General features: G+C 72.3%; 17 protein-coding genes and 1 riboswitch. Of the genes, 10 read left to right on the plus strand and 7 right to left on the minus strand.

Annotated elements, in window-relative coordinates; translation table 11 throughout:
• Both ACFT9I_RS10315 and ACFT9I_RS10320 read right to left on the minus strand, forming a co-directional pair.
• On the minus strand, positions 1 to 219 hold the full coding sequence (locus tag ACFT9I_RS10315; protein ID WP_023542602.1) for a helix-turn-helix domain-containing protein: 219 nt from the start codon (positions 217 to 219) through the stop codon (positions 1 to 3).
• Positions 220 to 555: 336 nt separating this feature from the next.
• Positions 556 to 2154, minus strand: coding sequence for an ABC-F family ATP-binding cassette domain-containing protein (locus ACFT9I_RS10320; protein WP_382562702.1), 1599 nt, complete (start codon positions 2152 to 2154; stop codon positions 556 to 558).
• Positions 2155 to 2387: 233 nt separating this feature from the next.
• Here ACFT9I_RS10320 and ACFT9I_RS10325 point away from each other — a divergent pair, with 233 nt between their 5' ends.
• Positions 2388 to 2789 carry a VOC family protein gene (locus ACFT9I_RS10325; protein WP_382562704.1) on the plus strand — a complete coding sequence of 134 codons (402 nt, stop codon included), beginning with the start codon at positions 2388 to 2390 and terminating at the stop codon, positions 2787 to 2789.
• Between the two features lie 60 nt (positions 2790 to 2849).
• Here ACFT9I_RS10325 and ACFT9I_RS10330 read toward each other — a convergent pair whose 3' ends face one another.
• From ACFT9I_RS10330 to ACFT9I_RS10340, 3 genes are all read right to left on the minus strand, one after another.
• Positions 2850 to 4277 (minus strand): hypothetical protein, encoded by a 1428-nt coding sequence (locus ACFT9I_RS10330; RefSeq protein ID WP_382562706.1) that lies wholly within the window; start codon positions 4275 to 4277, stop codon positions 2850 to 2852.
• A 180-nt stretch (positions 4278 to 4457) separates the two neighbouring features.
• Entirely contained in the window at positions 4458 to 5585 is a 1128-nt protein-coding gene (locus ACFT9I_RS10335) for an alpha/beta hydrolase (RefSeq protein ID WP_382562707.1), read from the minus strand.
• A 93-nt stretch (positions 5586 to 5678) separates the two neighbouring features.
• Entirely contained in the window at positions 5679 to 6347 is a 669-nt protein-coding gene (locus ACFT9I_RS10340; RefSeq protein WP_382562708.1) for a class II aldolase/adducin family protein, read from the minus strand.
• 318 nt (positions 6348 to 6665) lie between these two features.
• On the opposite strand from ACFT9I_RS10340, the gene ACFT9I_RS10345 reads away from it, so the two are divergent.
• Complete coding sequence (locus ACFT9I_RS10345) at positions 6666 to 7943, plus strand: anion permease (RefSeq protein ID WP_382562710.1); 1278 nt, start codon at positions 6666 to 6668, stop codon at positions 7941 to 7943.
• 49 nt (positions 7944 to 7992) lie between these two features.
• Complete coding sequence (locus ACFT9I_RS10350) at positions 7993 to 8259, plus strand: hypothetical protein (RefSeq protein WP_382562712.1); 267 nt, start codon at positions 7993 to 7995, stop codon at positions 8257 to 8259.
• An 89-nt stretch (positions 8260 to 8348) separates the two neighbouring features.
• On the opposite strand, the gene ACFT9I_RS10355 is transcribed toward ACFT9I_RS10350, so the two are convergent.
• A complete protein-coding gene (locus ACFT9I_RS10355; RefSeq protein WP_382562714.1) occupies positions 8349 to 10325 on the minus strand; it encodes an FAD-dependent oxidoreductase in 1977 nt (658 codons plus the stop codon).
• Between the two features lie 282 nt (positions 10326 to 10607).
• Positions 10608 to 10684: riboswitch (cobalamin riboswitch) on the plus strand.
• A 169-nt stretch (positions 10685 to 10853) separates the two neighbouring features.
• Between ACFT9I_RS10355 and ACFT9I_RS10360 the strand changes: the two genes are divergently transcribed.
• From ACFT9I_RS10360 to cobI, 7 genes are all read left to right on the plus strand, one after another.
• Entirely contained in the window at positions 10854 to 11840 is a 987-nt protein-coding gene (locus ACFT9I_RS10360) for a cobalamin biosynthesis protein (protein ID WP_382562716.1), read from the plus strand.
• On the plus strand, positions 11837 to 13399 hold the full coding sequence (locus ACFT9I_RS10365) for a cobyric acid synthase (protein ID WP_382562718.1): 1563 nt from the start codon (positions 11837 to 11839) through the stop codon (positions 13397 to 13399). The genes ACFT9I_RS10360 and ACFT9I_RS10365 overlap by 4 nt, the downstream gene beginning before the upstream one ends.
• Complete coding sequence (gene cobN, locus ACFT9I_RS10370; RefSeq protein ID WP_382562720.1) at positions 13396 to 17082, plus strand: cobaltochelatase subunit CobN; 3687 nt, start codon at positions 13396 to 13398, stop codon at positions 17080 to 17082. The genes ACFT9I_RS10365 and cobN overlap by 4 nt, the downstream gene beginning before the upstream one ends.
• A gap of 169 nt (positions 17083 to 17251) precedes the next feature.
• Positions 17252 to 19300: a putative cobaltochelatase gene (locus ACFT9I_RS10375; protein WP_382562722.1), complete on the plus strand. Its 2049-nt coding sequence runs from the start codon at positions 17252 to 17254 to the stop codon at positions 19298 to 19300.
• Complete coding sequence (cobO, locus tag ACFT9I_RS10380; protein WP_382562724.1) at positions 19300 to 19899, plus strand: cob(I)yrinic acid a,c-diamide adenosyltransferase; 600 nt, start codon at positions 19300 to 19302, stop codon at positions 19897 to 19899. Before ACFT9I_RS10375 ends, cobO begins: the two co-directional genes overlap by 1 nt.
• Positions 19900 to 19919: 20 nt before the next feature.
• Positions 19920 to 21293 (plus strand): cobyrinate a,c-diamide synthase, encoded by a 1374-nt coding sequence (locus ACFT9I_RS10385; protein WP_382562907.1) that lies wholly within the window; start codon positions 19920 to 19922, stop codon positions 21291 to 21293.
• The gene (cobI, locus tag ACFT9I_RS10390) at positions 21290 to 22045 is read left to right on the plus strand and encodes a precorrin-2 C(20)-methyltransferase (RefSeq protein ID WP_382562726.1); all 756 of its coding nucleotides are present in this window, start codon (positions 21290 to 21292) and stop codon (positions 22043 to 22045) included. Before ACFT9I_RS10385 ends, cobI begins: the two co-directional genes overlap by 4 nt.
• 26 nt (positions 22046 to 22071) lie before the next feature.
• Here cobI and ACFT9I_RS10395 read toward each other — a convergent pair whose 3' ends face one another.
• Complete coding sequence (locus tag ACFT9I_RS10395) at positions 22072 to 22836, minus strand: ZIP family metal transporter (protein ID WP_382562728.1); 765 nt, start codon at positions 22834 to 22836, stop codon at positions 22072 to 22074.
• Positions 22837 to 22844: the final 8 nt, after the last annotated feature.

Consider the following 22844-nt stretch of genomic DNA (forward strand, 5'->3'; position numbering starts at 1 on the left):
TCAGGCCGAGGCCTTCTTGCCGCGTGTCGCTCCGCCGCGTCCCCGCAGCGTGACTCCGGACTCGCTGAGCATCCGGTGGACGAATCCGTAGGACCGGCCTGTTTCCTCGGCCAGCGCACGAATACTCGCACCGGAGTCGTACTTCTTCTTCAGGTCTGCCGCGAGCTTGTCGCGCGCGGGGCCGGTTACCCGGCTGCCCTTCTTCAGAGTCTCGGCCACCCGTGCCTCCTCATGGAAGTGCGCTCTGGACTTCTCATGATCACCCCTCGGGGCGCTCCTGGCCACCCATTCAGCAAGGTTCGCTCCACAAGCTTCGGCGGAGCCCAGGATTCGAACACGAACGGAATCACTGATTCCAGACCGGCGTATGCCCACCGATCCCCGGGCCGGCAGAAGAAACGGCAGGTCAGGAGCGGTGTTCGGGAAAGCTGATCGAACTGGTCCCGGAACTGCTTGATCGTCGGCGCGCCACGCCAAAGTACGAGACACACTCACTCAGATGATGGATCACCGCTGAGCCGAATGATCCATACGGAGTGGATCACGCCGGTGCCGTCAGGCCAGCGCCACCAGATCCGCGTAGTCCGCGCCCCACAGGTCCTCGACACCGTCGGGCAGCAGGATGATCCGTTCCGGTTCGAGCGCGTGGACGGCGCCCTCGTCGTGGGTGACGAGGATGACCGCGCCCTTGTACGTGCGCAGCGCGCCGAGGATCTCCTCGCGGCTGGCCGGGTCGAGGTTGTTCGTGGGCTCGTCCAGGAGCAGCACGTTGGCCGACGAGACCACCAGGGTCGCCAGCGCGAGGCGGGTCTTCTCGCCGCCGGACAGCACACCGGCCGGCTTGTCGACGTCGTCCCCGGAGAAGAGGAAGGAGCCGAGGGTCTTGCGGACCTCGACCAGGTCGAGGTCAGGGGCGGACGACCGCATGTTCTCCAGGACGGAGCGCTCGGGGTCGAGCGTCTCGTGCTCCTGCGCGTAGTAGCCGAGCTTGAGGCCGTGGCCCGGTGTCACGTCGCCGGTGTCGGGCTTCTCCACCCCGGCGAGCAGCCGGAGCAGGGTGGTCTTGCCCGCGCCGTTGAGGCCGAGGATGACGACGCGCGAGCCCTTGTCGATGGCGAGGTCGACGTCGGTGAAGATCTCCAGGGAGCCGTACGACTTCGACAGGCCCTCGGCGGTCAGCGGCGTCTTGCCGCACGGTGCCGGTTCGGGGAAGCGCAGCTTGGCGACCTTGTCGGACTGGCGTACCGCCTCCAGGCCGGACAGCAGGCGCTCGGCGCGGCGTGCCATGTTCTGCGCGGCGACGGTCTTGGTGGCCTTGGCGCGCATCTTGTCGGCCTGCGAGTTGAGGGTCGCGGCCTTCTTCTCCGCGTTGGCGCGCTCGCGCTTGCGGCGCTTCTCGTCGGACTCGCGCTGCTGCTGGTAGAGCTTCCAGCCCATGTTGTAGACGTCGATCCGGGACCGATTGGCGTCCAGGTAGAAGACCTTGTTGACGACGGTCTCGACGAGGTCGACGTCGTGGGAGATGACGATGAAGCCGCCGCGGTAGGACTTGAGGTAGTCCCGCAGCCAGACGATGGAGTCGGCGTCGAGGTGGTTCGTCGGCTCGTCCAGGAGCAGGGTGTCGGCGTCCGAGAAGAGGATCCGGGCGAGTTCGACGCGGCGGCGCTGACCGCCGGAGAGCGTATGGAGGGGCTGGCCGAGGACCCGGTCGGGCAGACCGAGCGCGGCGGCGATGGTGGCGGCCTCGGACTCGGCGGCGTAACCGCCCTTGGTGAGGAACTCCGTCTCCAGGCGCTCGTACTTCTTCATCGCCTTCTCGCGGGTGGCGCCCTGGCCGTTCGCCATCCGGTCCTCGTTCTCGCGCATCTTCTTCAGCACGGAGTCGAGGTCACGGGCGGACAGGATGCGGTCACGGGCGAGGGTGTCGAGGTCGCCGGTGCGCGGGTCCTGCGGCAGATAGCCGACGTCGCCGGAGCGGGTGATGGTGCCGGCGGCGGGGATGCCTTCACCCGCGAGGCACTTGGTGAGGGTGGTCTTGCCTGCTCCGTTGCGGCCGACGAGGCCGATGCGGTCGCCCTTGGCGATACGGAAGGAGGCTGACTCGATGAGGACACGAGCGCCGGCGCGCAACTCGACACCGGTGGCGGTGATCACGGAAAAACTCCAAGGCGGTATGGACGGCGGAAGGGCGGGCGGAGGGGATTCTTCGACGCCGGCTAATGCACAAGGAGAAATGCCATACGGCCCAGTCTACCGGGGCCGCACAACTGGTTTACGCCTGGCGGGGTCTGTCCGGGGCGGTCTGCCGCGCCGCGTTGTCGGTGGCCGGTGCCAGACTGGAAGAACTGAGACGCAGGTCACAGCCGAGCTTGGAGAAGGTGATCAGCATGGTCGGTGCGAGAAGTATCTGTCCGACGCTCGTCTACGAGGACGCGAAGGCGGCCATCGGGACATTGAAGGACGCCTTCGGGTTCACGGAGGTAATGGTGTACGAGGGTGAGGACGGCAGCGTGCTCCATGCCGAACTCGCCCATGGGGACGGCGTGGTGATGCTGAGCTCCCGGACAAATGAGGGCGTCTTCGGCAAGGCGATGGCGGGCGGCGGCCCCACCGGGGTCTACGTCAGGGTCGAGGACGTGGACACGCACCACGCGCGCGCCGTCGAGCGGGGGGTGGAGATCCTGATGCCGCCCACGGACCAGGACTACGGCGCGCGGGACTACATGGCGCGCGACGCGGAGGGGAACGTGTGGAGCTTCGGAACGCACGCGCCGGGCACCGCCGACTGAACGCGCGACGGATCGGCCGGGCGCCGGGCGTTCGCCGCCGAGACGTCCGACGCCGGCCGGTCAGGCTCCTCCGGTGTGTACCTGGAACGCCGCCCGGCGTACGGCCTTCGCGAGGGCGGGGTCCGGGTGCGCGGCCGCCAGCGCGACCAGCACCTGCACGGTGCGGGGGTGGCCGACGGCCCTGATCTCGTCGAGCAGGGCGGGGACGGTGCCCTGGACGGCCGAGTCGAGATGGCGGACCAGCAGCGCGGTCTCGCCGTGGTCGGCGACGGCCGCGGCGGTGTCGACCCAGAGCCAGGTCGACTCCTCGCGGGTGAGGACGTCGGGCGCGTCCTCGGGGTCCGTGCCGTCGTACTCGGCGAGCCAGAGCAGGGCGTAGGGGCGTACGGAGGGTTCGGCCGAGGCCGCGCGCACCTCGGGCTCGGCGGGGGCGCCGACGACGCGCAGCGCCTCGAAGGCGAGTCCGCGCAGGAGCGCGTCCTCCCCCCGTGCCACGGCGAGGAGTTCGGTGACCGCGCTGCCGACGGTGCGGGCGGCGAGCCAGGCGCGGTATTCGGCGCGGGCCGGTCCGGGGGTGAGCCGGGCGCAGCCGCGCAGCATGTTGTCGGCGGACTGCTCGATGTTGCCCGCCGGGCTCTGCGCGGCGACACAGATCTGCTCCAGCTTGACCCAGACCGCCCAGTTGCCGAGCGGGGTGAGTGTCGCCTGGCCCTTGCCGAGGGTGAGGGCGCCGACGGCGGCCAGCCCCTCCAGGGCCCAGTCGAGAAGCGGCGGCAGCGGGACCGTGTCCACGGCCTGGGCGGGCTCGGGCTCCGGCGCCGACGCGGTCGGGGCGGCGGTGGGGCCGGACGTGGTCGTGGGGTCGTACGGGACCTCGCACCGCTCGTCGCGCAGTTCCGCGACGCGCTGCTGGAGCAGGTCGAGCAGGGCCGGTACGAGCACGGGGCCGGCCGAGAGCTGAAGGAGGGAGAGCACCTGGGGAACGGCCTCGACGACCTCGGCGACCGTCGCCGGGGCGACGTCGGCGGGGGCGGCGTGGACGAGCGACCAGGCGTCGAAGAGGGCGACCCAGCCGCGCAGGACGGCGGAGTCGTCACGGTCCCAGGCGCGCAGGCGCCAGCCGGGGCGTGCGGTGCCGCCGTGCAGTTCGACGAGCCCGGCGAGCCTGGCGCGGTCCCAGCCCGCGCTCACCTGGTCCGGGGTCAACTCCAGGGCGGCGGCGGCCCGTTCCCGGGCCTTCGGGGCGAGCGGGCCCGCGCCGGGGTCCCGGTCGGCCGCGGCCCAGCGGGCGATCCGTACGGCGTCGGCGAGTACGGCCCGCGCCTGACGGGCCAGCTCGGCGGGGGGTGGTGTGCCCTCCGGCGGACGGGGCGCCGGACGCGTTCGTCCGGTGGTCACGGCCCGTCGGGCCGTGGTCAAAGCTCGCGGGCGGACGAGTCGGAGTCTGGAGTTGCGCGCCAATTGCTCATCAGGCTTTCGGGACGTCACAGGAGCAGTCTTCCCGCTGATTGCCCGAAAGCCCAAACGGAACCTCCGGGCCGGGCCTCCACCGGCCGGTCACACCGCCGGGAAGACACCGGACCGGAGGGTGGCCGGGGGCGGCCGTGGGGCGTCGGCGGCGGTGCCGCGGGGACGTCGCGCGCCGGGGTGGGGAAGCGGGACGCGGGGTTACATGAGGGGGGTGAGGAAGCGGCGGAGCGCCTCTTCGTAACCGGTGGGGTCGGCGTTCCACATGGCGCCGTGCGGGGCGTCCGAGACGGTGTGCAGCTCGACCAGCTCGGGGCGGCGCGCGGCGAGTTCGCGGGAGGGGTACCAGGGGGCCAGGACGTCGTCGGGACCGTGGAAGATCAGCGTCGGGACCTGGAGGGTGCCCGGATCGGCGACCACGGGCAGCCGGCCGCCGCGCAGTCCCGTCCGGCCCTGCGCCGCGCGGACGGCGAGCGGCAGCAGCGGGCCCGGGGTGCGGCGGGCGGTGGCGAGGGCGCGCAGGGTGGTCTCCCAGTCGAGCACCGGGCTGTCCAGGACGAGTCCGCTGATCCGGTCGCGCTGTCCGGACTTCCCGGCGGCGTGCAGGGCCATGGTGGCTCCGACGGACCAGCCGTACAGGACGACGTGTTCGGCTCCGCCCCGGACGGCGAAGCGGATCGCGGCGTCGAGGTCGCGCCATTCGGAGTCGCCGAGGTGGCCGAGGCCGTCCGGGGAGCGCGGGGCGCCGTGGTCGCCCCGGTAGGCCAGGTTCAGGACCGGGAGCTGCTGGTCCACCAGGAACTCCATGACGTTCATGGGGTGCTCCAGGGTGCTGCCGAGGCCGTGCGCGGTGATCACCCAGGTGTCGCGGCTGCCGGGCACGAACCAGCCGGGCAGCGCGCCGAGTTCGCCGGGGATCTCCACCCGGTCGTACACGATGCCGAGCGCCGTGGCGGGGTCGCCGCGGTGGAGCCGGGGGGTGAGCCGGACGCGGCTGCCGGCGCCGAGGGTGCCCACGTCCACGCGCTCCAGCCGGCGGACGACCGTGTCGGCGGGGTGCGGTACGTCGTCGATGACCGGGCCGACGACCGCCTGGACGTCCGCGGACTCCAGCCCGTAGGTGCCGGGGCGCAGGGAGGCGAGACAGCGTGTGAGGGTGATGCGGCCGGCGGCCGTGGCGTGCACGGTCAGCCGTGGGTCGCCCGGCAGTGGTCGCCCGGGGGGCGCCTTGAGCGCCGCGTCGCTGGCGTACCGGCCGGCCGCCACAGCGGCCGTGCCGACACCGATCACTGTGGTGACGGCTGCTGCCGTCGCTCTGGCCGGGCGCATTTCCCCAGTGTCGGTACGGACGGCCGGTACGGCCAGTGGAACAGGCGTCCGGGGTGACGCGGGAGGCGTGAGAGGCCCTGTCGGCGGGTGGGGTCAGCTCCGCTGGCCGTAGCCCTTGAGCTGCTCCTCGACGTCCCGTACCTGCTGCCGGGAGAGCAGGGTCGGTGTGTGGCCGGGGACGGCGGAGGCGGTGAGCCACAGGCGGCTCATCCACTCCAGCTGGGCCGTGCGGTCGTACGCCTTGTCCAGGGTGTCGGCGTAGGTGACGGTGCCGTGGTTCTGGAGGAGACAGCCCGTGCGGTCGCGCAGCGCGCGCACCATGTTCCCGGCCAGGGCGTCGGTGCCGTACATCGCGTACGGGGCGACCCGGACCGGGCCGCCGAAGTCCGCCGCCATGTAGTGGATCAGCGGGAGTTCGGGGACGAGGGTGGAGACGGCGGTGGCGTGCACGGCGTGGGTGTGCACCACGGCGCCTGCGCCGGTGTGCCGGTAGACCTCCAGATGCATCGGCAGCTCGCTGGTGGGCTTGAGGCGGCCGATGACCTGATGGCCGTCGAGGTCCACGGCGACGGTGTCCCCGGGCGTCAGCCGGTCGTACGGCACCCCGCTCGGCGTGACGAGGACCAGTTCCCCGACGCGTACGGACACATTGCCCGAGGTGCCGACGACCAGTCCGTCGGCCGCGCTCCGGCGGGCGGTGGCGACGAGGTCCCGCCACGCCTGTTCGATCGCCTGCCCGTGGGTGTGTCCGGTTTCCGTCATACGGGGATCCTCCCAGGTGGTTCACCAGGGTTCGCGGGGCCCACGTTTGAGCGATATCTCTCCCTGCCGCCGGGCCCGGGTCGGCCGGGCTTCCACAGCCGCCCGGAAGGCGCCGAAAACGGGGCTCGGGCCGGGCGCCGCAAGGGCCAAGCGGACGCCGGCGACGCCCTCGAACTCCCGTGCCCACACACCAGTTCGCAAGCGGAGCCAACACCCCCCGTTGGGAGTCACCGCAACGCCTGCCTCAGTTCATCTTCCGTTCACTCAACATCCCTACGTTCCTGAACGGCCGATGACGTCAAACGATTGCCTGGGTAAATGGAACACCTCACGCTGCTGCTCGCGATCGTGATCGTGACGGCTCTTGTGTTCGATTTCACGAACGGTTTCCACGACACCGCCAACGCGATGGCGACGACCATCTCGACCGGCGCCCTGAAACCCAAGACCGCGGTGGCGATGTCCGCCGTACTCAATCTGGTCGGCGCGTTCCTGTCGGTCGAGGTCGCCAAGACGATCTCCGGCGGGCTCATCAACGAACAGGGCATCAGAACCGAAGTGATCTTCGCGGCGCTCGTCGGCGCCATCCTCTGGAACCTGTTCACCTGGCTGCTCGGCCTTCCGTCGAGTTCCTCCCACGCTCTCTTCGGCGGTCTCATCGGCGCCACGCTGATGTCCGTCGGCACCTCGGGTGTCAACGGCGGGGTCGTCGTCACCAAGGTCCTGCTCCCGGCGCTCGCCGCGCCGCTGGTCGCCGGTCTGGCCGCGATGCTCGCCACCCGGCTGACGTACCGCATCAGCCGGAACACGGACGAGAAGTCGACCGCGAAGGGCTTCCGCGCCGGCCAGATCGCCTCGGCCGGCCTCGTGTCACTCGCCCACGGCACCAACGACGCGCAGAAGACCATGGGCGTCATCACCCTCGCGCTGGTCACCGGCGGCGTCATCGCCCCCGGCTCCAACCCCCCGATGTGGGTCATCGTCTCCGCCGGTGTCGCCATCGCGCTGGGCACCTACCTCGGCGGCTGGCGCATCATCCGCACCATGGGCAAGGGCCTCACCGACCTCCGTCCGCAGCAGGGCTTCGCCGCCCAGACCAGCGCGGCGACCGTCATCCTCGCCTCGTCGCACCTCGGCTTCTCGCTCTCCACCACGCAGTCCTGCTCCGGTGCCGTGATGGGCGCCGGTCTCGGCCGCAAGGGCGGAGTCGTCCGCTGGTCGACCGCCACCCGGATGTTCATCGCCTGGGGGCTGACCCTGCCGGCCGCCGCCCTGGTCGCGGCGGGCGCCGAGTTCCTGACCGGGCAGGGCCCGTGGGGCATCGGGGCCACGGCCGCGCTGCTCGTCGCGCTCTCGACGGTCATCTGGTTCGCGTCGCGCCGCCAGCCGGTCGACCACACCAACGTCAACGGGACCGACGAGCCCGGCGACGCGGCCGAGGCGACCGAGCCCCCGGGCGTCGTGACCGCCGCCGTCGCCGCCGTCACCCCGCCCCCCGTGGGCGGTCCGGCGTCGGAGATCGCCGCCACCATCCCGGCCCCGGGTCCGGGGACCGCGGAACCCACCGCCGAACCGGCCCGGCCCGCGACCGTCTGACCTCAGTGGTCGGCGTCAGCGGCCTGACGAAGCGAAGGACACTTTCAGCATGAACATCGACTGGGCGGCGCTCGGCTCCGTCTTCGGCGTCAGTCTCGTGGCCACCGTCGGTCTGGTGGGTCTGTTCACCCTGGGGATCATCGGGCTCTCCAAGAGCGCGGCACCCGCGCAGGGGACGACGGCCACCGCCGGCGCCACGGGCACCACCGCCACGGCCACCACCGGCTCCGTCGCGCTGGCCCGCACCGGCGCGTACGTCTGCTTCGCCCTGTGCCTGGCGGCCGTGTCGTACGGGATCTACATGATCGTCGCCTGAGCCCGGCGCGGCGCTGCGCTGCGCTGTGTGATCGGACGTGGTGGTGGGGGTGGCCCGTACGTACGGGCCACCCCCACCGCGTTCGCGGGTCAGCTCAGTTCACGCACCGCCCGGTACGCCTCGTCGATCGCCGCGTGCGTGTAGGCGAACGCCTGCGCGTCGGAGTTGGCGATCGCGATCCGGCCGTGCGGCCGCCTCGCGAGCACGTACGGCCGCGTCTCCTCCGGCTCGAAGAGCGAGGGATCGTCGAGGGAGTTGTACTCGTACGCGTAACCGTGCGCCCACCGGTTGACGGTGATCGCGCTGATGTCGCGCCCCGGATCGAACCCGTGGTCGCCCAGCGCCCGCGCCATCGTGTCCCTGATCTCCCGCTCGAACGTGGCGAATTCGGTCTTCACCAGCTCCACCCGCCCGGCCTTGTGCTGCTGTCTGGCCGACAGCCCCGCCCGCGGCTTGTTCGGTGTCCTGGACAGGCTGAGCACCGTCGGCAGCGAAGGCTCGTGCGGCATCTCGAAGCGGCCGATGCGGGTGGCCTCGGGCAGTCCGAAGCTGCTGAAGTACGAGGTCGGCGTCGACACCCGGGAGACGCCCGCGTCGGCCATCGCCCGCCAGTCGCGCAGCGCCACCCGCGCGTAGAGGAGCGGGATCTTCACGCCGTAGCGCATCGCCTTGGTCTGCTCGGGCGGGAGCCCGCGCACGACATAGCTCGCGACGGAGTTCCAGCAGGCCATGACGGCGTTCGCGGCGTGCACCCGGTAGCTCTGGCCGCCGCGTGAGTAGCTGACCTCGACGCCCCGGCCCGGGTGCGACTCGCTGACGTGCCGGACGTCGTACGCCGTCGAGCCGAGCCGGATACGGACGGGCGAGCGCTCCTCGTCGAGCCGGTCGTAGCGGGCCTTCGCGGTGACGATCCCGGTCATCGACTCCGGTCCGCCGAACACACCGGGCACCAGATGGCTGACGAGCAGCCGGGCGACGGATGCGTTGCCGTCGGGGAAGTAGTAGTTGCCGTCCGTCTCGCTGCCGTCGAGATGCATCTGGGCGGTCGCGCTGATGCCGGGCCAGGGGGTGTGCTCCAGCGCGAGTCCGGCGAAGCCGGGCTGGCCGAGCGAGGCGGCGTCGGCGGCGGGCACGCCGTCCGCGTCGAGTCCGTAAAGTCCGTTGGTGGCGCGGGCGATGTGCGCGAGGGCCTCGTCGCCGATCCCGACCTTGTCCCGCAGATACGTCTCGTAGGAGATGCGGGAGAGGATTTCCTTCTTCTTCGCGTCGGACAGGCCGGGGTAGTGATCCACCGTGGTGGTCTGGAGTTTGACCAGATCGGCGCGGCCCTTGTCCGACATCGGCATGCGCGCGGCGAACGACTCCCAGCTCTCGCCCTTGCCCCGGACGACCAGCCGGTCGCTGCCCCAGGTCTCGGCGTCGAAGAAGGTGCCGGACGACAGCGCGTACTTGTCGTACGCGGAGTCGTCGATGGTTCCTTCGAGACGCTTGAGATCGATGCCGAGATCGCGGGTGATCAGTGAGTGCGCCTGCTTGGACCAGGTGCTCGGGGTGTCGAGGTTGACCGTGCCTCCGTTGGAGAGCAGCGTGCGTCCGCGTACGTGGAACTCGTTGCGGTGCGCGTGGCCGCCGAAGTCCTCCAGCGCCTCCAGGATCAGGACGCGGGCGCGGCGTCCGTGCTGTTGGCGGTAGTAGTAGGCGGCGGCGAGACCGCTGATGCCGCCGCCGACGACCACCAGGTCGTAGCGCTCGCCGCTGTCGCGGATCCGGCCCGGGTCGAAGTCGCCGTCCCTGACGGCGTGACCGACGTCGTACGAGCCGGGGTGCTGGCCCCGGATGCCGGTGCCGGTCGGCGGGTAGACCGGCGGGTGGCCATGGCCGCCGGTGCCGCCGGATGTCGGGTGGGCGCCGGGCGTGGGGCGGCCGGAGGCGGCGGCCGTGCCGCCGAGGCCGGGGAGCGCCGTGGCCGCGGCGGCGCCCGCCACCGTGACCGCCGCTCCGTCCAGGAAGTCCCGGCGGGTGATCTTGCGGCGCATCCCGAGTTCTTCGTCGCTGTATCTGGCCACGGTCAACCTCCAGTAGCTGGGCGGCCCGACCGGCCGTCGCGCTCGATAGCTGCGGATTCTTGGTTGATCGCAATGTTTCAGCAAGGGATACGACAGAGAACGAGCGAAGAACGACGCAATCAGTTGCTTTTCCTAGATCCAACTGCGATATCCGCAGGACGCCGAATCGCTGTGGACGCCCGCTTCGTGTGGGCCTCGGCACACTGCCCCGCCGCAGGTCAAAGCCTGGTTGACGGGGATTCGCACGCATGGTGGACTGCCGAGGCCAATACGGCGACAGCGAGAGGAAGCCGGTGCGAATCCGGCGCGGTCCCGCCACTGTGACCGGGGACAGCCATGTCCCCGGAAGCCAGGAACTCTTGTCGCCGCATCACGTCGAACCGGGGCGCGGACCCTGAGTGAGGACATGTCGCCATGCCCGGCTGCGGTTCAGCTGTCGCCTCCAGAGCTGTGAGTACGAGAACCCCACCCATCCCTCCCGCCCCGAGAACCCGGAGAACTTCCCGAGGCGTATCGGCGGGCTGAGCGATGCGTGCCGAGTATTCGGCGGGCCGCGAAGTACCGGCCCAGGGAAGTGTTTTCGCGTACGGCGCCGCCGCCGGTCTCCTCGCCGACCGGTTCTTCGGCGATCCCCGGCGCGGCCATCCGGTCGCCGCCTTCGGGCGGGCCGCGGGCGCCGTGGAGCGTCTGCTGTGGCATGACCACCGGGGCTGGGGCGCGCTGCACACGGCCCTGTGCGCCGGGGGTACGGCCGGGGCAGCCGCACTCGTTGCGCACGGGCTGCGGAACCGTACCGCCGCTTCCGTGGCCCTGACCGCCGCCGTCACCTGGACCGTGGTGGGCGGTACGTCGCTGGGGCGCGAGGCGCGCGCCGTCGGCGGGGCGCTGGCGGCCGGGGACGTCGAGGTGGCGCGGGAGCGGCTGCCGCACCTGTGCGGGCGGGACCCGCAGAGCCTGGACGGCCAGCAGATCGCGCGCGCCGTCGTGGAGTCCGTCGCCGAGAACACCTCGGACGCCGTCGTGGGAGCCCTGGTCTGGGGCGCGTTCGGCGGGGTGCCGGGGCTGGTCGCGTTCCGCGCCGTCAACACGCTGGACGCGATGGTCGGGCACCGGTCGCCGCGCCATCTGCGCTTCGGCTGGGCGTCGGCACGGCTGGACGACGTGGCCGGCTGGCCGGGAGCCCGGCTGACGGCGGCGCTGGCCGCCGTGGCGGGCGGGGCGCCCGCGCGGGCCCTGCGAGCGGTACGGCGCGACGCGGGCCGCCATCCGAGCCCCAACGCGGGCCCCGTGGAAGCGGCGTTCGCGGGCGCGCTGGGGGTACGGCTCGGCGGCACCCTCGCGTACGGCGGACGGGTCGAGCACCGGCCGGTGCTGAACGGCGGCGGCCGGCCCGTCGAGGTGGCCGACATCGAACGGGCGGTCGAACTGTCGCGGCGCGTCGGCGTGCTGGCGCTCGGCGTCTGTGTGGCCGGACGCCTGCTGGCCGGCCACCTCCTTGGGAGGAGGAGCCGATGAGTGACGGACAACGGCTCGGCGGCGGACTGCTGGTCGCCGGCACCACCTCCGACGCCGGGAAGAGCGTCGTCACGGCGGGTATCTGCCGCTGGCTCGTACGCCGGGGTGTGAAGGTGGCGCCCTTCAAGGGGCAGAACATGTCGCTGAACTCGTTCGTGACGCGCGAGGGCGCCGAGATCGGCCGGGCGCAGGCGATGCAGGCGCAGGCGGCGCGCGTCGAGCCGACGGCGCTGATGAATCCCGTCCTGCTCAAGCCGGGCAGCGACCGCAGCAGTCAAGTGGTCCTGATGGGGCGGCCGGTGGGTGAGCTGAGCGCCCGCGGCTACCACGGGGACGGCGACGGGCCCGGCCGCCAGGAGACCCTGCTGGGCACCGTCGTGGACTGTCTGCGGGAGCTGCGGAGCACGTACGACGCGGTGATCTGCGAGGGCGCCGGCAGCCCGGCGGAGATCAATCTGCGGCGTACCGACATCGTGAACATGGGAATCGCGCGCGCGGCCCGGCTGCCGGTCGTCGTGGTCGGCGACATCGACCGGGGCGGCGTCTTCGCGTCCTTCTTCGGTACGACGGCGCTGCTGAGCGCCGAGGACCAGGCACTGGTCGCGGGCTATCTCGTCAACAAGTTCCGCGGCGACGTGACGTTGCTGGAGCCGGGTCTGGAGATGCTGCGCGGGCTGACCGGCCGCGCCACGTACGGCGTGCTGCCGTTCCGGCACGGTCTGGGCATCGACGAGGAGGACGGTCTGCGGGTCTCGCTGCGCGGCGCCGTACGGGAGTCGGTGGTGGCGCCTCCGTACGGAGAAGAGGTCCTGCGGGTCGCCGTCTGCGCGGTGCCGCTGATGTCCAACTTCACCGACGTGGACGCGCTGGCGGCCGAACCGGGCGTCGTGGTGCGGTTCGTGGACCGCGCCGACGAGATCACCGACGCGGACCTGGTGATCGTGCCCGGTACGCGCGGCACGGTCCGTGCCCTGGCCTGGCTGCGCGAGCGCGGTCTCGCCGAGGCGCTGCTGCGGCGCGCCGCCGAGGGCCGCCCCGTCCTCGGTATCTGCGGCGGCTACCAGCTCCTCGGCGAGCACATCGAGGACGACGTCGAGTCCCGCGCGGGCTCGGTCGAAGGCCTCGGACTGCTGCCCGTACGGGTCGAGTTCGCCCGCGAGAAGACCCTCGCCCGGCCTGTGGGCGAGGCGCTGGGCGAGCGTGTCGAGGGGTACGAGATCCACCACGGCGTCGCCTCCGTGGGAGGCGGCGATCCGTTCCTCGTCGACAGCGGTGGCCGTCGCCTCGACGGCACCCGCGTCGGACCGGTGTGGGGTACGCACTGGCACGGCTCCCTGGAGAGCGACGGCTTCCGGCGCGCGTTCCTGCGCGAGGTGGCCACGGCGGCGGGGCGCCGTTTCGTACCCGCCCCGGACACCTCGTTCGCCACCCTGCGCGAGGAGCAGCTCGACCTCCTCGGCGACCTGATCGAAGAACACGCGGACACGGACGCGCTGCTGCGGCTGATCGAGTCGGGCGCCCCGTCAGGACTTCCCTTCATCGCACCTGGAGCGCCATGACCACGGCAAGCACCGTCCTGTTGTTGTCCACCGCCGACACCGATCTGCTGGCGGCCCGAGCGTCGGGCGCGCCGTACGTGATCGGCAACCCGAGCCGGGTCGACGCCGCCGGCGATCTGCCCGCGCTGATCGCCGGGGCACGGATCGCCGTCGTACGTCTCCTCGGCGGCAAGCGCGCCTGGGAGGACGGTCTCGCCGCGCTCGCCGCCTCCGGGATACCGACGGTGCTGCTGGGCGGCGAGTCCGTACCGGACGCGGAGTTGATGGCCGACTCGTCGGTGCCCGCCGGTGTGGTGGCCGAGGCGCTGCGCTATCTGGTCGAGGGCGGGCCGGAGAATCTGGCGGAGCTGGCGCGGTTCCTCTCCGACACGGTGCTGCTGACCGGCGAGGGGTTCGAGGCGCCGCGCGCGATGCCCGAGTGGGGCGTGCACGGTGAGCGCGCCTTCGTAGAAGGACGGCCGACGGTGGGGGTCCTCTTCTACCGCGCGCACCATCTCTCCGGGAACACCTCCTTCGTGGACGTCCTCTGCGACCGCATCGAGGAGCGGGGCGCCAACGCCCTTGCCGTGTACTGCGGTTCACTGCGCGGCGCCGATCCCGCCCTGTACGAGCGGCTCGGCTCGGCGGACGCGCTGATCGCGACCGTGCTCGCGGCCGGCGGCACCGTCGCCTCGGACGCGTCGGCGGGCGGCGACGACGAGGCGTGGGACATCGGGGCGCTGGCCGACCTCGACGTACCCGTCCTGCAAGGACTCTGTCTGACGTCGTCGCGGGCCGCCTGGGACGCGTCGGACGCCGCGCTGTCCCCCATGGACGCGGCGATGCAGGTCGCGATCCCGGAGTTCGACGGGCGGCTGATCACGGTCCCGTTCTCCTTCAAGGAGCAGGGCCCGGACGAGGTCCCGGTGTACGTCGCCGACCCCGAGCGAGCCGGCCGGGTCGCCGGGATCGCGGTCAGGCACGCCCGGTTGGCGCACAAGCCGAACGCGGAGAAGAAGCTGGCCGTGGTCTTCACCGCGTACCCGACGAAGCACTCACGCGTCGGCAACGCGGTCGGCCTCGACACCCCCGCGTCGGCGGTGCGGGTGCTGGACGCCCTGCGCGACGCCGGTTATCTGGTGGGGGACGGCGCGGACGCGCACCCCGACAACGGCGACGAGCTGATCCACCGGCTCATCAACGCCGGTGGCCACGACGTGGAGTGGCTGACGGAGGAGCAACTGGCCGTGGCGCCCGCGCGGGTGCCGCTGGCCGACTACCGCACCTGGTTCGACAAGCTGGAGCCGGGGCTGCGCGCGGGCATGCTGGAGCACTGGGGCGAGCCGCCGGGCTCGCTCTACGTGGACGGCGACGACATCGTGCTGGCGTCGCTGCGGTTCGGGAACGTCGTGGTGATGATCCAGCCGCCGCGCGGCTTCGGCGAGAACCCGATCGCGATCTACCACGACCCGGACATGCCGCCGTCGCACCACTACATGGCGGCGTACAGGTGGCTGGAGACGGCGGTCGACGGGAACGGCTTCGGCGCTGACGCGATCATCCACATGGGCAAGCACGGCACGATGGAGTGGCTGCCCGGCAAGGGACTCGGCCTGTCGGCGAACTGCGGCCCGGACGCGGTGCTCGGCGAACTGCCGCTGATCTACCCGTTCATCGTCAACGACCCCGGCGAGGGCACGCAGGCCAAGCGGCGCGGCCACGCCACGGTCGTGGACCATCTGGTGCCGCCGATGGCGCGCGCCGACACCTACGGGGACCTGGCCAAGCTGGAGCAACTCCTCGACGAGTACGCGCTGGTCAGCGATCTCGACCCGACGAAGGCGCCGACCGTGCGCGCCCAGATCTGGACGCTCGTCAAGGCAGCCGAGCTGCACCACGACCTGCATGTCGACGAACAGCCGGGCGACGACGACTTCGACTCGTTCGTCATGCATGTCGACGGCTATCTGTGCGAGATCAAGGACGTCCAGATCAGGGACGGTCTGCATATCCTCGGCGGCGGCCCCGAGGGCGAGGCCCGGGTCAATCTGGTGCTCGCCGTGCTGCGCGCCTCGCAGGTGTGGGGCGGCAAGGCGAACGCGCTGCCGGGCCTGCGGGCGGCGCTCGCCGAGCACTTCGGGCTGGTCGAGAAGGAGTTGCTGGGCGAGCCGGGCGCGCCGGTGAAGGTGCCGGTGGAGCTGACGGAGCTGGTGGCGGGTCCGGCGCGGTCGGCGGCGGACGCGATCGACCTGCTGGAGCAGCTGTGCCGCCGGCTCGCCGAGGGCATGGAGGAGCGAGGGTGGGAGCTGTCGGCGGCGGCCCCGCTGGTGGGTGAGGTGCTGGGGCACGAACTGCCGTCGGCGGTGGCCGTGCTGGGCTTCGCCTCTACTGAGGTCGTGCCGAGGCTGGCCCGTACGACGGACGAGATCGACAACATCCTGCGCGCGCTGAACGGCGGTTTCGTCCCGGCGGGCCCGTCCGGGTCGCCGACGCGCGGACTGGTCAACGTCCTGCCGACCGGCCGCAACTTCTACTCCGTCGACCCCAAGGCCATTCCGTCGCGGCTCTCCTGGGAGGTCGGCCAGGCGCTCGCGGACTCGCTGGTCGCCCGGTATCTGGCCGACACGGGCGCCTATCCGGCGTCGGTCGGACTGACCGTCTGGGGCACGTCCGCGATGCGCACCCAGGGCGACGACATCGCCGAGATCCTGGCGCTGCTGGGCTGCCGGCCGGTGTGGGACGACGCGTCGCGGCGGGTCAGCGGCTTCGAGATCGTGCCCGCGGCCGAGCTGGGGCGGCCCCGGATCGATGTGACGGTGCGGATCTCGGGCTTCTTCCGGGACGCCTTCCCGCATGTGGTGGGGCTGATAGACGACGCCGTACGGGCGGTGGCGGAGCTGGACGAGCCGGCCGAGGCCAACTACGTACGGGCGCACGCGGATCAGGACACGGCTGAGCACGGTGACCGGCGAAGGGCGACGGCGCGGATCTTCGGGTCGAAGCCGGGCGCTTACGGGGCTGGTCTGCTGCCGCTGATCGACGCGCGGAACTGGCAGTCCGACGCGGACCTCGCCGAGGTGTACGCGGTCTGGGGCGGCTACGCGTACGGGCGCGGGCTCGACGGGCGCGCGGCGCGCGGCGACATGGAGACGGCGTTCCGGCGGATCAAGGTGGCGGCGAAGAACGTCGACACGCGGGAGCACGACCTGGTCGACGCGGACGACTACTTCCAGTACCACGGCGGGATGGTCGCGATGGTGCGGCATCTGACGGGCGAGTCGCCCGAGGCGTACGTGGGTGACAGCGCGACGCCGGACCAGGTCAAGACGCGGACGCTGGGCGAGGAGACGCACCGGGTGTTCCGGGCGCGGGTGGTCAATCCGCGCTGGATGGCGGCGATGCGGCGGCACGGCTACAAGGGCGCGTTCGAGATGGCGGCGACCGTGGACTACCTGTTCGGGTACGACGCGACGGCCGGGGTCGTGGACGACTGGATGTACGAGAAGTTGTCGGCCGAGTACGTCTTCGCGCCGGAGAACCAGGAGTTCATGCGGAAGTCCAACCCGTGGGCGCTGCGCGGCATCACCGAGCGGCTGCTGGAGGCGGCCGAGCGCGGGCTGTGGGCGGAGCCGGACCAGGCGACGCTGGAGCGGCTGCGGGCGACGTATCTGGAGCTTGAGGGCGATCTGGAGGGAGACGAGTGAGCTCCCTGGGGACCCCCGCGTCGGCGGGGACTACAGCGCTCGGACGGCTGTCGACTTGGCAGTGCCCGGACCACCCCCGCGTCGGCGGGGAACAGATTTCCACCATGGCGTCCTCACCCTCGGCACCCGGGCAATTCCGACACGAACCACTCGAAGGAGCGATCCGCGCATGAGCACGCCCTACCCGTTCTCCTCAATCGTCGGACAGGACGAATTGCGACTCGCATTGCTGCTGAACGCGGTGAGCCCGGCCGTGGGCGGTGTGCTGGTACGCGGCGAGAAAGGCACTGCGAAGAGCACGGCCGTGCGTGCCCTTTCGGCTCTCATACCGGAGGTGTCCGTCGTCGTCGGGTGCCGGTTCGCGTGCGATCCGGCCGCGCCCGACCCGGCGTGTCCCGACGGGCCGCACGAGACGGGCTCCGGCGCGGCGCGGCCCGCGCGGATGGTCGAACTGCCCGTCGGCGCCTCCGAGGACCGGCTCGTCGGCGCGCTCGACATCGAGCGGGCGCTGGCCGAGGGCGTGAAGGCGTTCGAGCCGGGGCTCCTCGCCGACGCGCACCGGGGCGTGCTGTACGTCGATGAAGTCAACCTGCTGCACGACCACTTGGTGGACCTTCTGTTGGATGCCGCCGCGATGGGCGCCTCCTACGTAGAGCGTGAGGGCGTCTCCGTACGGCACGCGGCGCGGTTCCTGCTCGTCGGGACGATGAACCCCGAGGAGGGCGAGCTGCGGCCCCAGTTGCTCGACCGTTTCGGGTTGACCGTCGAGGTCGCCGCGTCGCGTGAGCCCGATCTGCGGGTGGAGGTCGTACGGCGGCGGCTCGCGTACGACGACGACCCCGCCGGGTTCGCCGCGCGCTGGGCCGGCGAGGAGAACGAACTGCGGGCGCGCATCGTGGCCGCGCGGGCGCTGCTGCCGGAGGTACGGCTCGGGGACGCCGCGCTGCGGCAGATCGCGGCGACGTGCGCCGCGTTCGAGGTGGACGGCATGCGCGCCGACATCGTGATGGCGCGGACGGCGACGACGCTGGCCGCGTGGGCGGGGCGCACGGTCGTCCTGGCCGAGGACGTGCGGCAGGCGGCGCTGCTGGCGCTGCCGCACCGCAGGCGCCGCAACCCGTTCGACGCGCCGGGGCTGGACGAGGACAAGCTGGACGACACGCTGGAGGAGTTCGGCGGCGGGGAGGACGACACGCCACCGGACGACGATCCGGATCCCGACCCGGGCGGGTCGGACGGGGGCGGTGATGGCGGGCAGCCCCCGCAGGACGCGCCCCCCGAGGCTCCGCAGGACTCGCCCGCCCGGCCGGAGCCCGCCGAGGCCGACCAGGGCGAAGAGGCCGGCCGGCCGCAGGCACCGGGCGGCGGTGAGCAGTCCGCCGTGCGGGCCGCCGAGCCCTTCCGTACGAAGATGCTCAGCGTGCCCGGTCTCGGTGAGGGTGCGGCGGGGCGGCGTTCGCGGGCCCGTACCGACCACGGGCGGACGACCGGGGCCCGGCGGCCACGGGGCACGCTGACCAAGCTGCATCTGGCCGCCACCGTCCAGGCCGCCGCCCCGCACCAGCGGGCGCGCGGGCGTTCGGGGCGCGGGCTGGTGGTGCGGCGGGACGATCTGCGGCAGGCGACCCGCGAGGGCCGCGAGGGCAATCTGGTGCTGTTCGTGGTGGACGCCTCCGGGTCGATGGCCGCCCGGCAGCGCATGTCGGCCGTGAAGGGCGCGGTGCTGTCGCTGCTCCTGGACGCGTATCAGCGGCGCGACAAGGTCGGTCTGATCACCTTCCGTGGGAAGGACGCCACGGTGGCGCTGCCGCCGACCTCGTCGGTCGACGCGGCGGCCGTACGGCTGGAGACGCTGCCCACCGGCGGCCGCACCCCGCTGTCCGCCGGGCTGTTGAAGGCGCACGACATCCTGCGGGTGGAGCGGATGCGCGATCCCGCGCGGCGCCCGCTGCTCGTCGTGGTCACGGACGGGCGGGCGACGGGCGGGCCCGATCCGGTGGCGCTCGGTACGCGCGCGGCGCGGCTGCACGCCGCCGAGGGCACGGCGTCGGTGGTCGTGGACTGCGAGTCGGGGCCGGTACGGCTCGGTCTCGCGGTCGCGCTCGCGGGTGAACTGGGCGGCACGGCCGTCACGTTGGACGAGCTGCGCGCCGACAGCATCGCGGGGCTGATCAGGGACGTACAGGGCACGCGGGGCGCCAACAGGAAGGCAGCTTGATGCCACAGGGACAGCCGGCCGTCGTGCCGGACGACGGGCTCACCACCCGGCAGCGCCGTAACCGCCCCCTTGTCGTCGTCCACACGGGCATCGGCAAGGGCAAGTCGACGGCGGCGTTCGGGCTCGCGCTGCGCGGCTGGACGCAGGGCTGGCCGATCGGGGTGTTCCAGTTCGTCAAGTCGGCGAAGTGGAAGGTCGGCGAGGAGCACGCGCTGAAGGTGCTGGGGGCGAGCGGCGAGGGCGGTTCGGTCGACTGGCACAAGATGGGCGAGGGCTGGTCCTGGGTCCAGCGCGACAAGCAGCTTTCCAATGAGGACGCGGCGCGTGAGGGCTGGGAGCAGGTCAAGCGGGACCTCGCGGCGCAGACGTACCAGCTGTATGTGCTGGACGAGTTCGCGTACCCGATGCACTGGGGCTGGGTGGACACCGACGAGGTCGTACGGGTGCTGCGGGACCGGCCGGGGACACAGCATGTCGTGATCACCGGGCGGAACGCGCCGGCGGCGCTGGTCGAACTCGCCGATCTGGTAACCGACATGACGAAGGTCAAGCATCCGATGGACGCGGGGCAGAAGGGGCAGAAGGGCATCGAGTGGTGAACGCCGCCTCACGGACGGGTGTGGTGTCGGTGCCCCGCCTCGTCATCGCCGCGCCGGCCTCCGGCAGCGGCAAGACCACCGTCGCCACCGGGCTGATGGCGCTCCTGACCGGGCGCGGCCTCGCCGTGTCCCCGCACAAGGTCGGGCCCGACTACATCGACTCCGGCTACCACGCGCTGGCGACGGGGCGGCCCGGCCGCAACCTCGACGCGTACCTGTGCGGCACGGAGCTGATCGGCCCGCTCTTCGCGCACGGCGCGGCGGGCTGCGACCTGGCCGTGGTCGAGGGCGTGATGGGGCTGTACGACGGCGCCGCCGGGCAGGGCGAACTCGCGTCCACCGCGCAGGTGGCGAAGCTGCTGCGGGCGCCGGTGGTGCTCGTCGTGGACGCGTCGTCGCAGTCCCGGTCGGTGGCCGCCCTGGTGCACGGCTTCGCGTCGTGGGACCCGGAGGTGCGGATCGGCGGAGTGATCCTCAACAAGGTCGCGTCCGACCGGCACGAGGCGCTGCTGCGTGAGGCGCTGGACGAGTCGGGGGTGCCGGTGCTGGGGGTGCTGCGGCGTTCCGCGGAGATCGAGACGCCGTCGCGGCATCTGGGGTTGGTGCCGGTGGCGGAGCGGCGGGGGGACGCGGTCGCGGTGGTGCGGGGGTTGGCGGAGCGGGTGCGGGCGGGGTGTGACGTGGAGGGGTTGCTCCGGCTGGCGCGGAGCGCGCCTTCTTTGGAGGTGGGGGTGTGGGACGCGGTGCGGGAGGTGGGGGGTGGCGCGTCGGCGGGGCTGGAAGCGGAGCCGGAAAGGCCCGTCGTCGCCCTTGCCGGTGGGGCCGCCTTCACCTTCTCCTACACCGAGCACTCCGAGCTGCTGCGCGCCGCCGGCGCCGATGTCGTCGTCTTCGATCCGCTCCGGGACGAGCAACTGCCGCCCGGAACAGCGGGGTTGGTCATCGGTGGCGGGTTTCCCGAGGTGTACGCGCCCGAGTTGGGTGCCAACGAGCCCCTCCGTAAGGCCGTCGCCGAACTGGCCCACTCCGGCGCCCCCGTGGCCGCCGAGTGCGCCGGGCTGCTCTATCTGGCGCGGTCGCTCGACGGGGCGCCGATGTGCGGTGTGCTCGACGCCGACGCGCGGATGTCGGAGCGGCTGACGCTCGGGTACCGGGAGGCCGTCGCCGTCGGGGACAGCGTCCTCGCGGCGGCCGGGACGCGGCTGCGGGGGCACGAGTTCCACCGGACGGTGCTCGAACCGGGGGCCGGTGCCGCGCCCGCGTGGGGGCTGGTGCGGCCCGAGCGCCGGGTGGAGGGCTTCGTACAGCGAGGCGTGCACGCGAGCTATCTGCATACGCACTGGGCGGCGGCGCCCGGCATGGCACGGAGATTCGTCGAAAGGTGTACGGCATGAGCGGCAGACTCGTCGGGGTCGGCGTGGGACCCGGTGACCCCGAGCTGGTGACGGTGAAGGGTGTGCGCTGTCTGCGGGAGGCCGACGTCGTCGTCGTACCCGTCATGGCGGCGGCCGACGGCACGGACGGCGGGGAGCCCGGCCGGGCCGAGTCGACCGTGCTGCACTACGTCGGCGCAGAGAAGGTCGTCCGCGTCGTCTTCGCCCTCAACGAGCGCGGCGACCGGGCCCGTCGCGAGGCCGCCTGGGACGCGGCGGGCGGGCGGGTCGCCGAGCTGCTGCGCGCGCATCCTTACGGAAGCGTGGCGTTCGCGACGATCGGCGACCCCAACGTCTACTCGACCTTCACCTATCTCGCGCAGACGATCGGCGAGTTGGTGCCGGGGACGGTCGTGGAGACCGTGCCGGGGATCACCGCCATGCAGGACCTGGCCGCGCGCAGCGGCGCCGTACTGACCGAGGGCACCGAGCCGTTGACGCTGGTGCCGGTGACGGCGGGCGCCTCCGTACTGAAGGACGCTCTGGACGGTCCGGGCACGGTCGTGGCGTACAAGTTCGGGCGGCTGGCGGGCGAGGTCGCGACGGCGCTGCGGGAGACGGGTCGTACGGAGGGCGCGGTGTGGGGGTCGGCGCTCGGGCTGCCGGAGGAGTCGATCCGGCCGGCGTCCGAGCTGGAGCAGGGGACGCTGCCGTACCTCTCGACGCTCATCGCACCCGCGCGGCGCGACGGCGGGCGCGGGGGCAAGCTGTGAGCGCGCCGCCCCCGGACCGGTGCGCGTCAGCCGGCCAGCGCCACCACCAGCCAGATGAAGCCCACGCCGCCGACGGTGCACAGCAGCGTCGACAGCGCGGCGTGCTCGTGATGCGCCTCGGGAAGGATCTCGGCGGCGGCCAGATACAGCAGGGCGCCGCCGAAGAAGCCGAGATAGCTGCCGAGCAGTTCCTCCGGAAGGGTGAACAGCAGCGTGGAGGCCGCGCCGACGACGGGGGCCACCGCGTCGGCGAAGAGCATCGCGAAGGCTCTGCGGCGGTCGTTCCCGTAGAGGCTGGTGAGCGTGTACGTGTTGAAGCCGTCGGCGAAGTCGTGGGTGATGACGGCGAGCGCGACGGTCGCGCCGATACCGCCGCCGACCTGGAACGCGGCGCCGAGCGCGATGCCGTCCATCAGGCTGTGCACGACCATCGCCGACGCCGCCGTCAGGCCCACCTCGGGCGCGCGTTCGGGCCGTCCGGCGTCCCGGCCGTGGCGGTGCGGGTCGTCGGCGTCCGCCGCGCCGTGTGCGGCCCGGCGTACGGCCAGCAGGCGCTCCACGACGTGCGCGAAGAGGAATCCGCCGACGAACAGCAGGAGTGCCTGGTGGACGCCGAGGAAGTCCTCGCCGGCCACCTCCATGGCTTCGGGCAGCAGTTCGAGGCCGACCACGCCGAGCATCAGCCCGCCGGCCAGGCCGAGCACCAGATGGCGGCGGTCGGTGACGCGCTGCGCCGTCCAGCCGCCGAAGAGCGTCATGAGGAACGCGCCGAGCGCGACGATCACCGCCATGCGCCCTT

The organism is Streptomyces sp. NPDC057137 (genome assembly GCF_042670825.1).
Lineage (GTDB): Bacteria > Actinomycetota > Actinomycetes > Streptomycetales > Streptomycetaceae > Streptomyces.

Excerpts from the sequence above, each read along its gene's own strand:
- ACFT9I_RS10340 (WP_382562708.1), bottom strand. The coding sequence starts at position 6,347 with ATGACGGAAACCGGACACACCCACGGGCAGGCGATCGAACAGGCGTGG.
- cobN (WP_382562720.1), top strand. The coding sequence starts at position 13,396 with ATGACCACGGCAAGCACCGTCCTGTTGTTGTCCACCGCCGACACCGAT.
- ACFT9I_RS10395 (WP_382562728.1), bottom strand. The coding sequence starts at position 22,836 with ATGGCGGTGATCGTCGCGCTCGGCGCGTTCCTCATGACGCTCTTCGGC.
- ACFT9I_RS10335 (WP_382562707.1), bottom strand. The coding sequence starts at position 5,585 with ATGCGCCCGGCCAGAGCGACGGCAGCAGCCGTCACCACAGTGATCGGT.
- cobI (WP_382562726.1), top strand. The coding sequence starts at position 21,290 with ATGAGCGGCAGACTCGTCGGGGTCGGCGTGGGACCCGGTGACCCCGAG.
- ACFT9I_RS10325 (WP_382562704.1), top strand. The coding sequence starts at position 2,388 with ATGGTCGGTGCGAGAAGTATCTGTCCGACGCTCGTCTACGAGGACGCG.
- ACFT9I_RS10375 (WP_382562722.1), top strand. The coding sequence starts at position 17,252 with ATGAGCACGCCCTACCCGTTCTCCTCAATCGTCGGACAGGACGAATTG.
- ACFT9I_RS10360 (WP_382562716.1), top strand. The coding sequence starts at position 10,854 with ATGCGTGCCGAGTATTCGGCGGGCCGCGAAGTACCGGCCCAGGGAAGT.
- ACFT9I_RS10350 (WP_382562712.1), top strand. The coding sequence starts at position 7,993 with ATGAACATCGACTGGGCGGCGCTCGGCTCCGTCTTCGGCGTCAGTCTC.
- ACFT9I_RS10365 (WP_382562718.1), top strand. The coding sequence starts at position 11,837 with ATGAGTGACGGACAACGGCTCGGCGGCGGACTGCTGGTCGCCGGCACC.
- ACFT9I_RS10345 (WP_382562710.1), top strand. The coding sequence starts at position 6,666 with ATGGAACACCTCACGCTGCTGCTCGCGATCGTGATCGTGACGGCTCTT.
- cobO (WP_382562724.1), top strand. The coding sequence starts at position 19,300 with ATGCCACAGGGACAGCCGGCCGTCGTGCCGGACGACGGGCTCACCACC.